Source organism: Thermohalobaculum sp., assembly GCF_058622915.1.
The window spans coordinates 1-9,432 of sequence record NZ_JBZSYN010000208.1; the positions used below are offsets into that span (position 1 = coordinate 1).

Sequence of the window (9,432 nt, forward strand, 5' to 3'; positions counted from 1 at the left end):
CCCGGGGACAACCGCCCGGGGACAACCGCCCGGCGACAACCGCCCGGCGACAACCGCTCGGGCACAACCTTCGGGCCTCGCCCGGCCGATGTCCACCGGCCGCGGCGGCCCGCCCGGGGCCCGGATGACTGCGATTTCAGGATTGCGTCGTCGGCCCGATCGCCTCGCCGGAGACTTCCCTGCCCCTCCGGCGCGCCCGCGCCAGGCCGGCGTGGCCCGGGGACCGGGCGCACGAAAAGGGGCTGCGATGGACGCAGCCCCCCTCGTCGCGGATACCGGCCGGGCCGGCTCAGCGCTTGGAGAACTGGAAGCTGCGCCGCGCCTTGGCGCGCCCGTACTTCTTGCGCTCGACCACGCGCGGGTCGCGGGTCAGGAAGCCGGCGGCCTTGAGCGCGGGACGGAACTCCGGGTCATAGAGCGTCAGCGCCTTCGAGATGCCGTGCTTGACCGCGCCGGCCTGGCCCGACAGCCCGCCGCCCCTGACCGTGGCCATGACGTCGAACTGGCCCGAGACATTGGCCACCTTGAAGGGCTGGCCGAGCAGCATCTGCAGCACCGGCCGGGCGAAGTAGGTGGTCATCTCCTTGCCGTTCACGGTGACCTTGCCCTTGCCGGGCTTGATCCAGACGCGGGCCACGGCGTTCTTGCGCTTGCCGGTGGCATAGGCGCGGCCGAACTGGTCGCGCACCGGCTCGCGCACCGGCTGGGTCTCGGTCTCGGCCTCGGGGCCGGCGGCCTCGGCCAGCTCCTCGAACGACTTGATCTCATCGGCCATGGTCAGGCGCTCCGGCTGTTCTTGGCGTTCAGCGACTTGACGTCCAGCACCTCGGGCTGCTGCGCCTCGTGCGGGTGCTCGGCGCCGGCATAGACGCGCAGGTTGCTCATCTGCTGGCGGCTCAGCGGCCCGCCGGGCAGCATGCGCTCGACCGCCTTCACGACGACCCGCTCGGGGAAGCGGCCCTCGAGGATCTGCGCCGCGGAGCGCTCCTTGATGCCGCCGGGATAGCCGGTGTGCCGGTAGTACATCTTCTGGGCGCGCTTGCGCCCGGTCAGCTGGACCTTCTGGGCGTTGACGACGATGACGTTGTCGCCCATGTCCATGTGCGGCGTGAAGCTCGGCTTGTGCTTGCCGCGCAGCCGCTGGGCGACGATCGCGGCGAGGCGGCCGAGCACGACGCCCTCGGCGTCGATCACGATCCACTTCTTCTCGATGTCGGCCGGCCTGGCGGAAAAGGTTTTCATCTGCTCTGATCCGGTGTCTCGGGCGCGGCGCGGCGGCCGCGGGATGTGTCTGTTGCCCGGGACGGCGCCCGGGACGGTGCGGATGCCCGGGACGGATCCCGGGCCGGTGCGGGCGCTCTGTCGCCGATCGGCGCGTCCTTGTCAAGCGCGAATGGCCGCGATTCCGCCATGGAAAACAGGACTGTTAGCCTTGGGGTACCTAAATGCCCCAGATGTCACCGCGCCGGCAGGGCATAGGTCACCAGCGCCTGCGCCACCGGCGCGCCGCCCCCAGCCGGCCTGATCAGCACGTCGCCCGAGGCCAGCCGCCGGCCCAGCCTGGTGATGCGCGCCTCGCCCACCAGGTCGCCCAGCTTGGGCCGGCGCAGGAAGTTGATCGACAGGTTGGTGGTCACGGCCTCGGCCTCCAGCCCGGTCGAGGCCAGCACCGCGACATAGAAGCTCAGGTCCGCCAGCCAGAACATGGCCGGGCCCATCACCGTGTCGCCGGGGCGTAGGTGGCTCTCGTCCACCGGCATGCGCACGCGGGCCTCGCCGTGGTCTATCGCCTCGATGACGAATCGCCCCGCGGACTGCGGGAAAACCTCGTCGAGCAAGGCCGCCACGTCGGCCGCGGTCATCTTCGCCGTCATGCCCGCCCCTTTCCGTCGCGCGCCCGGTGCCCTAATGTCATGCCCAATTCGCCCGCCGGGGCAAGTCGGACGGGCAAGGCAAGACACGCGAATAAGGCAAGACACGCAAAGAACGGAGCTGCGCATGACCGAGGTGCTTTTGCGCGAGGACGCAGGCGGCATCGCCACGCTGACACTGAACCGCCCCGACCAGCTCAACGCGCTGTGCGACGAGCTGATGGCCGCGCTGCAGGCCACGCTCGACCGCATCGCCACCGAGCGCAGCACCAAGGTGGTGATCCTCAAGGGCGCCGGCCGCGCCTTTTGCGCCGGCCACGACCTGCGCGAGATGCAGGGCAAGCGCCAGGCCCCGGACGGCGGGCGCGCCTACTACATGGGGCTGTTCTCGCGCTGCTCGCAGCTGATGAGCACGATCCCGCGCATGCCCCAGCCGGTGATCGCCCAGGTGCACGGCATCGCCACCGCCGCGGGCTGCCAGCTGGTCGCCGCCTGCGACCTCGGCGTGGCCGCCGAGGACACGCGCTTCGGCGTCAACGGCGTCAATGTCGGGCTGTTCTGCTCCACGCCGATGGTCGCGGTCAGCCGCGCCATGGGGCGCAAGAAGACCTTCGAGCTGTTGACCACCGGCGAGTTCCTCACCGCGCCCCAGGCCGAGCGCGAGGGCCTGATCAACCGCGCCGTGCCCGCGGATGATCTCGGCGCCGAGACCCGCGCCATGGCCGAGAAGATCGCCGCCAAGCTCAACATGGCCGTACGCGTCGGCAAGCGCGCCTTCTACGAGCAGGTCGAGATGACCCTCGACGCCGCCTACGCCCACACCGGCCGGGTGATCGCCGAGAACATGCTGCACCCCGACACCGCTGAGGGCATCCAGGCCTTCCTCGAGAAGCGCCCGCCGCAGTGGAAGGACTAGCGCGCGGCGCTTGCCGGCGCCCTAGGATTTCTTGCGCCGATTATATGGGCTCAGGTTCGTCGGCTTCAGGGATATCCCTTCGTCCGAAGCCTTCGAATAAATCGACGCCGGAGAGCGCCTCATCTTCAGCCCTATGACGCGCGTGGGCGTGTTCTGTCGGACGAGGCTGCGAAGTTTGCTCACGTCCTGAGGTGTCCAAGCCTTACCTTGGTTATGCGGCCTGATCGGCATTGCTGCCTCCTACTTTGCTGCTCGATGTTCACGTTTTACCCCGATTCGGGGGGCCATCGCAACGGAGACGATTCCGTGACCTTCTAGGCGGCCCGGCCGCCTCAGCCGCGCTCGAAGGCTACCGTGGCCGAGACCGGCCCGCGCGGCCTCGCCTCGCCCTCCTCCATCAGCCACAACAGCGTCGCCAGCACGTTGCGCCGCGCCGCCGGCAACAGCGCCGGGTCGAGGCCCGCATAGATCGCGCGCGCCAGCGCCGCCGCGTCCGCCGGCCCCGCCGCGAGGCCCGCCAGCACCTGCGCCCGGCGCTCGCGGCGGTGCGCGATCTGCCAGGCGAGCATGCCCGCGGGGTCGCCGACGGGGTGGCCGTGGCCCGGCAGGTAGAGCCGGTCCGCGCGCGCCGCCAGGCGCCTGAGCGTCGCCATGAAGGCCGCCATGTCGCCCTCGGGCGGCGAGACCAGCGTCGTCGCCCAGCCCATCACCGTGTCGCCGGTGAACAGCACCCCCGTGCCTTCCAGCGCGAAGGCCAGGTGGTTCGACAAATGCCCCGGCACGTGCAGCGCGGTCAGCGCCCAGCCCGGCCCCTCCACCGTCTCGCCCTCGCCCAGCGCGTGGTCGGGGCGAAAGGCCCGGTCGCCGCCCTCGCCGCCGCCAAGCGCCGCGCCCTCGGCCGCCAGCCGGCGCATGGTGGGCGACATCCCCGCCCCGTGCGGCCCGAAGGCGTGCACCGGCGCGCCGGTGGCCCGCGCGATCGCGCCCGCGCCGGGGCTGTGATCCACATGGGTGTGGGTCACGAGGATCTGCGCGATGCGCTCGCCCGGCCCCAGCGCGGCCGCGAGCGCGGCCCGGTGCGCCGCGTCGTCCGGCCCCGGGTCGATCAGCGCCAGCGCGCCCTCGCCCACCAGGTAGCTGCGCGTGCCGCTGAAGGTCATCTTCGAGGGGTTGGGCGCGGTGACGCGGCGGATGCGCGGCGCGCCGGCGGGCGCCATCTCCTCGGCCACGCCATAGCGCACCGTGGGGTCGCGGTCGAACGGGTCCTCGCCGGACGGGTCTTGCAACTTGCGCGGCCTCCCTGCCCCCCCTAGCGTAGCCGCCCATGCGCGCGCTGTGGAAGCCCGTGAGGCGCTATTTCAAGCGCTCCCTGCCGAAGAGCCTGTTCGGCCGGGCGCTTCTCATCGTGCTCCTGCCGATCCTGGTGCTGCAGGGCGTCGCCGCGGCGCTGGTGGTGCAGCGCTTCTACGACCGCGTCACCGGGCAGATGGCCAGCGCCGTGGCGCACGAGCTGAACTATGCCATCACCCGGGTCGAGGCGGCCAACTCGGTCGACCAGGCGCGCGCCGCCATTGCCGAGATGTCGAAGCAGTTCGGCATGGAGATGGGCCTCGACGAGGGCGAGCCGGTCGACCCCAGGCTCCTGCGCAACTTCTACGACGTCACCGGCGGCGTCATCCACGAGACCTTCAAGCACGAGCTGCGCCGCCCGCTGGCGCTCGACCTGGTGCACCACAAGAAATACGCCGACGTGCGCATCGTCACCTCCAAGGGGGCGCTCAGGGTGCTGGTGCCGCGCGGCCGGCTGAACCCGTCCAACCCGCACCAGCTCCTGATCTGGACGACGCTGACCGCGGTGCTGCTCGCCATTGTCGCGGTGCTGTTCCTCAGAACCCAGATCCGCCCGATCCGCGACCTCGCTGCCGCCGCCTCAGCGTTCGGGCGCGGCCTCTCCGTGCCGTTCCGCCCGACCGGCGCCATCGAGGTGCGCAGCGCCGGCGCCGCCTTCGTCAACATGCGCGCGCGCATCGAGCGCCAGATCGAGCAGCGCACCCGCCTGCTCTCGGGCGTCAGCCACGACCTGCGCACGCCGCTCACGCGCATGAAGCTGGCGCTGGCGGTGTCCGACGACACGCCCGAGCTGCGCGAGATCGCCCGCGACGTCGACGAGATGGAGGGCATGCTCGCCGCCTTCCTGGACTTCGCCCGCGGCGAGGGCGGCGAGCTGCCCGAGCCGGTCGACCCGGTCGAGCTGGCCGAGGAGATCGCCATGGACGCGAGGCGCCGCGGCGTCGAGCTGGTGCTCTACAGCCAGGTCGAGACCCCCGACGAGCGCGTCGTCGAGCTGCGCCGCGGCGCCATGAAGCGCTGCCTCACCAACCTGGTGGAGAACGCCGCCGCCTGGGGCGCCTCGGTGGCGCTGTCGACCCGGCTGACCCGGCACTTCCTCGAGTTCGCGATCGAGGACGACGGCCCCGGCATCCCCGAGGCCAAGCGCGAGACGGTGCTCAAGCCCTTCACCCGGCTCGACGAGGCGCGCGGGCAGAACATCTCCACCGGCGTCGGGCTCGGGCTCTCGATCGCCCAGGACGTGGCGCGCAGCCACGGCGGCGCGCTCACGCTCGACGATAGCCCCCAGCTCGGCGGCCTGCGCGCCACGGTGGCGCTGCCGCGCTAGGCACGCCCGACCGGCGCGCCCGCGGCTGCCCGGCGCGGGCCCGGCACGCGCATCCGGCCCGCCGCCCGGGCATAGCCGCCGCCGGCGCCGTCGACGAAATGCATGTGGTCGGGGGCCAGCGGCGAGGGCACGAAGCAGGTCACCAGCGCCTCGTCCTGCAGGTGCAGGCCATAGCGCAGCAGCCCCTGGCGGGCGGCCGCCGCCAGGACGGCGCGCACCCGCGCGGCCGCGCGCGGCGAGCAGTCCAGCGTCATCATCAGCCCGTCGCTGAACTTGCGGAAGTCGGAGTTGTGCGACATCTCGCGGCGATAGCGCGCGGCGTCGAAGCGGCCGAGCCTCAGCCCCAGCCGGAACACCAGCCAGACCAGCGGCAAGAGCGCGAGCTGGCCGATGAGCGCGGGCAGGCGGCGCCTCCCCCGCGCGGCGAGGCGGGCATGCAGAGCCACCTGCGCGACCGAGGGCCAATAGAGCTCCGGTCCCTCCGCCGGCACCGGGTTGACCGAGGCGGCGCCTTCGAGCGCGCGAATCACCCGGCGCACCACCGCGGTGACGCGCCGGGCCGGGGCCCCCGGCACCGGCTTGACGATCAGCGACAGGATCTTGCCGCGCGTCGGGCGGACCGGCCCCCAGCGGCAGCTGAGCCCGGTCAGGTCCGGCTCCTCGTCGGGCCCGGCGGGCGCCAGGCCGATGGCGCCGCTCTTGAGCTCGGCCTCGGCCCGCTCCAGGCCGCCACCGCTGAACATGGCATAGCGCACATGCGCCGAGGCGCGCCACAGCGCCACGCGCACGTCGGCCCCGGCGGCGCGGATCCCGGCCACCGGCTTGAAGCCGACGCGCAGCGTCAGGTCCAGGTCGCGCCGCGCCCACATGGCCACGCGCGACAGCGCCGCGGCCGCCGCCCCGGCGTCCGCGGCGGGCACGGCGAAGCCCGCCCCGTCGCCGCCGAACACGAACAGCGCCAGCCGCCCGCCCAGGGCGTTGGCCACGGCGCCGATGCTGGCCGCGCCGGCCAGGTTCACCGCCTTGTAGCGCCCCGCGGCGATGGCGCCGGTGGAATCGACCACGTCGGCGACCCCGATCACCCAGTCATCGGGCAGCGCCGCAAAGCGGGACGGATCGGCCGCCTCGGCGAGGTCGTCGAGCACCGGGACGCCGGCCAGCCAGGCCTGCGCCCGACCATCCGTTTGGGCCCCACCATCTGCTTGCATACCGCCGCCGGCGGCCGTGGGGCGCGGCTCCGAGCGCATCCGTCTCCCCTTCCCCGCTGCCGCGGCCGGCGCTTGCGCGGCCCGCGTGGCGGCGTTCGTGCCTGGCCTCACTGCCTTATACGCTTCGCGCGGCCGTTCGGATGAGCGGGCCGGTCGGACGAGCGAATTGGGCGGCCCGCTCAGTGCATGCGCGCGCCGGGCGGCACCTCGCGGTCGGGGCCGAGCAGCACCACGCGGCCCTGGGCGTCGCTCAGGCCCAGCGTCAGCACCTCGGACATGAACGGGCCGATCTGGCGCGGCGGGAAGTTGACCACCGCCAGCACCTGGCGGCCGATCAGGGCGCCCGTCTCGTAGAGCTCGGTGATCTGTGCCGAGCTCTTCCTGACCCCGATCTCGGGGCCGAAGTCGATCCACAGCTTCAGGGCCGGCTTGCGCGCCTCGGCAAAGGGCTGCGCGTCGACCACGCGGCCGGCGCGGATGTCGACCTTGAGGAAATCCTCGAAGCCGATCCGCTCGGCCCCCTCGCTTGTGGACATGCGCGCCCCCTTGTGCCTGCCGGGCGCGGCCGGTCCCTTGGCTGCCCGCGCCCCTCGGGCCAGATAGCCGGGCCGGGCGGCGCAACGCAAGAGGGCCGCCCGCGGCAAGCAGGCGGCCCTCGATTTGTCCCTCGTCAGCCCCTCAGCGGGGCCTGGCCCGTTGTCAGGCCCGTTGTCTGGCCCGGTATCAGGCGGCGGCCTTCTCGGAGGCCGACTTGAACTCGGCGACGGCCTCGACGGCGCGGTCCTTGACGATCTCGAAGGCATTCAGATTCGCCTTCTGGACCAGCTCGGCCAGCTCGCGGGCGTCCGACATCGACTGCTGCACGGCGGTCTGGAACGCCTCGACGTTGCGGGTGAACTGCTCGGCCGACATCGGCTGGCCCTGCAGCTCGTTGATCTTGTCCTTGGACTGGGCGACAGCGGCCTCGGCCAGCGCGGCCTGGCGCTTGAACACCTCCTGGTAGCCCGCCATCACGGCCTTGTTGGCCTCGATCAGGGCGTCCATGTTCTTGCGCTGCGCGTTCATCACGGCGTCGGCGTCGAACGCCGGCACCTTCGCGGCACCAAAGAACTCCTTCATCTTGTCGGCGTCGTAGAAGAACGGAAAGGTCTCAGCGGCCATCGGGGTCTCTCCTAAGCTTGCGTTTGCGGGTTCCGGCTCTCGTTCGGCGGGCCGGGCGTCGCGCCCTCTCTCCGCCTTCGAGGGGGAATATTGTGCAGTGCACAAAAAATGTCAAGGGCCGATTTGTGCGTCGCACAAGTTTTTTCGGACCCCGCTCTGGCCCCGGCGCCTCGGGCCGGATCGCGCGCCGGGCCGGGGGTCCGGCGCGCCGGGATGGCGCTATCGGGCCAGCTCGCGCGAGCGCGCCGCCGCCGCCGCCACGGTGCGCGTCATCAGCTCGGGCAGCTCCTCCATCAGGACGCCAAGCCCCGCCGCGGTGGTGCCGCCCGGGCTGGTGACGTTGGCGCGCAGCTGCCCGGCCGGCTCGGCCGATTCGTCGGCCAGCGCCCCGGCGCCGCTCACCGTGGCGCGCGCCAGCCGCATGGCCAGCTCGGGCGGCAACCCCGCCGCCGCGCCCGCCTCGGCCATGGCCTCGATCATGTGGAAGACATAGGCCGGCCCCGAGCCCGACAGCCCGGTGACCGCGTGCATCTGCTCCTCGGAGTCGAGCCGCACGGTCTGGCCCACCGCGGCAAGCAGCGCCTCGGCCATGCGCAGCTCGGCCTCGCCCGCCCGGGCGTTGCCGATCAGCGCCGTGATGCCGCGCCCCACCGCGGCCGGGGTGTTGGGCATCGCCCGCACGATTGGCGCCTGCGCGCCGAAGGTCTTCTCGAAAAACGCGATCGGCGTGCCCGCGGCGATCGACAGCATCAGCGTGCCCCCGCCCGCCAGCGGCGCCAGCGCCGGCGCCGCCTCGGCCATCATCTGCGGCTTCACCGCCAGCACCGCCACCGTGGCCGGGCCCGGCTGGTCGGGGTTCAGCGTGACGCCCTGGCGCCGCAGCCAGTCCGAGGGGCTCGGCTCGATCACCTGCACCCGCCCGGGCGCCAGCCCGCCCTTCAGCCAGCCCTCGAGCAGCGCGCCGCCCATCTTGCCGCAGCCCAGCAGCACCAGCGATTCGATGCCGGCCCGGCCCAGATCCTCGCCTGCCATCCTTCGCTCCTCCCGCGTCCTGCGCCAGACCGCCGCGCCAGACCGGCGCGGCGGCCCCGACCTCCGGGGCCGCCGCCCAGCCTAGTGCGCCCACAGCCGTATTGGAACCGGGGGCCCGCCCCGCTCAGGCGGTGCCGAAGGCCTGCTCGATGGCCATCTCGGCCGCGTCCTCGGCCGAATCGTCGGCCCAGCCCACCAACTGGAAGGCCGGATAGAACCGCTCGGACAGGCCGATCGCGCTCAACACCATGGCCTCGATCTGCTCGGGCGTGGCGTGTGCGCCGCCCGCCAGCGTCAGCCCCGAGCGGAAGGCCAGTACCTTCTCGTCGGCCCAGTGCGTGAAGCTGCCGCCCCACACTTTGTCGTTGACGATGTTGAGAAGCCGGTGCAGCTCGGCCAGCCGCTCCTCGGGCGGATTGAACTCGAAGGTCGAGATCAGCCGCAGCATATCGTCGCGGTGCGACCAGATCAGCGACAGCGAGTAGGTGCGCCACGCGGCCTCGACCGCCACGGCGATCTGGTCCTCGCCGACGCGGTCGAACTCCCACTCGGCCTGCTCGGCCAGGG

At 72.5% G+C, this 9,432-nt stretch carries 11 protein-coding genes; 2 read left to right on the forward strand and 9 right to left on the reverse strand.

What is annotated here, in order from left to right; genetic code table 11:
- Nucleotides 1–289: 289 nt before the first annotated feature.
- The 3 genes from rpsI to AC32QD_RS16290 form a co-directional block, all read right to left on the reverse strand.
- Complete coding sequence (gene rpsI / locus AC32QD_RS16280; protein WP_492011562.1) at nucleotides 290–775, reverse strand: 30S ribosomal protein S9; 486 nt, start codon at nucleotides 773–775, stop codon at nucleotides 290–292.
- A gap of 2 nt (nucleotides 776–777) precedes the next feature.
- Nucleotides 778–1,242, reverse strand: a complete 465-nt coding sequence (rplM, locus tag AC32QD_RS16285; protein WP_492011563.1) for a 50S ribosomal protein L13 — start codon at nucleotides 1,240–1,242, stop codon at nucleotides 778–780.
- 215 nt (nucleotides 1,243–1,457) lie between these two features.
- Nucleotides 1,458–1,874, reverse strand: a complete 417-nt coding sequence (locus AC32QD_RS16290; RefSeq protein ID WP_492011564.1) for a PaaI family thioesterase — start codon at nucleotides 1,872–1,874, stop codon at nucleotides 1,458–1,460.
- Nucleotides 1,875–1,998: 124 nt separating this feature from the next.
- Between AC32QD_RS16290 and AC32QD_RS16295 the strand changes: the two genes are divergently transcribed.
- The gene (locus AC32QD_RS16295; protein ID WP_492011565.1) at nucleotides 1,999–2,787 is read left to right on the forward strand and encodes an enoyl-CoA hydratase; all 789 of its coding nucleotides are present in this window, start codon (nucleotides 1,999–2,001) and stop codon (nucleotides 2,785–2,787) included.
- A gap of 332 nt (nucleotides 2,788–3,119) precedes the next feature.
- Here AC32QD_RS16295 and AC32QD_RS16300 read toward each other — a convergent pair whose 3' ends face one another.
- Complete coding sequence (locus AC32QD_RS16300; RefSeq protein WP_492011572.1) at nucleotides 3,120–4,004, reverse strand: MBL fold metallo-hydrolase; 885 nt, start codon at nucleotides 4,002–4,004, stop codon at nucleotides 3,120–3,122.
- A gap of 107 nt (nucleotides 4,005–4,111) precedes the next feature.
- Here AC32QD_RS16300 and AC32QD_RS16305 point away from each other — a divergent pair, with 107 nt between their 5' ends.
- Entirely contained in the window at nucleotides 4,112–5,464 is a 1,353-nt protein-coding gene (locus AC32QD_RS16305) for an ATP-binding protein (protein ID WP_492011566.1), read from the forward strand.
- Here the strand turns inward: AC32QD_RS16305 and AC32QD_RS16310 are convergent.
- The 5 genes from AC32QD_RS16310 to AC32QD_RS16330 all read right to left on the reverse strand — a co-directional run bounded on the left by AC32QD_RS16310 (nucleotide 5,461) and on the right by AC32QD_RS16330 (nucleotide 9,430).
- Complete coding sequence (locus AC32QD_RS16310; protein WP_492011567.1) at nucleotides 5,461–6,672, reverse strand: DUF3095 family protein; 1,212 nt, start codon at nucleotides 6,670–6,672, stop codon at nucleotides 5,461–5,463. The genes AC32QD_RS16305 and AC32QD_RS16310 overlap by 4 nt on opposite strands.
- Before the next feature lie 179 nt (nucleotides 6,673–6,851).
- On the reverse strand, nucleotides 6,852–7,208 hold the full coding sequence (locus tag AC32QD_RS16315; protein WP_492011568.1) for a tRNA-binding protein: 357 nt from the start codon (nucleotides 7,206–7,208) through the stop codon (nucleotides 6,852–6,854).
- Between the two features lie 187 nt (nucleotides 7,209–7,395).
- Nucleotides 7,396–7,833, reverse strand: coding sequence for a TIGR01841 family phasin (phaP, locus tag AC32QD_RS16320; protein WP_492011569.1), 438 nt, complete (start codon nucleotides 7,831–7,833; stop codon nucleotides 7,396–7,398).
- 219 nt (nucleotides 7,834–8,052) lie between these two features.
- The gene (proC, locus tag AC32QD_RS16325; RefSeq protein ID WP_492011570.1) at nucleotides 8,053–8,865 is read right to left on the reverse strand and encodes a pyrroline-5-carboxylate reductase; all 813 of its coding nucleotides are present in this window, start codon (nucleotides 8,863–8,865) and stop codon (nucleotides 8,053–8,055) included.
- A gap of 124 nt (nucleotides 8,866–8,989) precedes the next feature.
- On the reverse strand, nucleotides 8,990–9,430 hold the full coding sequence (locus tag AC32QD_RS16330) for a type III secretion system chaperone family protein (protein ID WP_492011571.1): 441 nt from the start codon (nucleotides 9,428–9,430) through the stop codon (nucleotides 8,990–8,992).
- Between the last annotated feature and the right edge of the window lie 2 nt (nucleotides 9,431–9,432).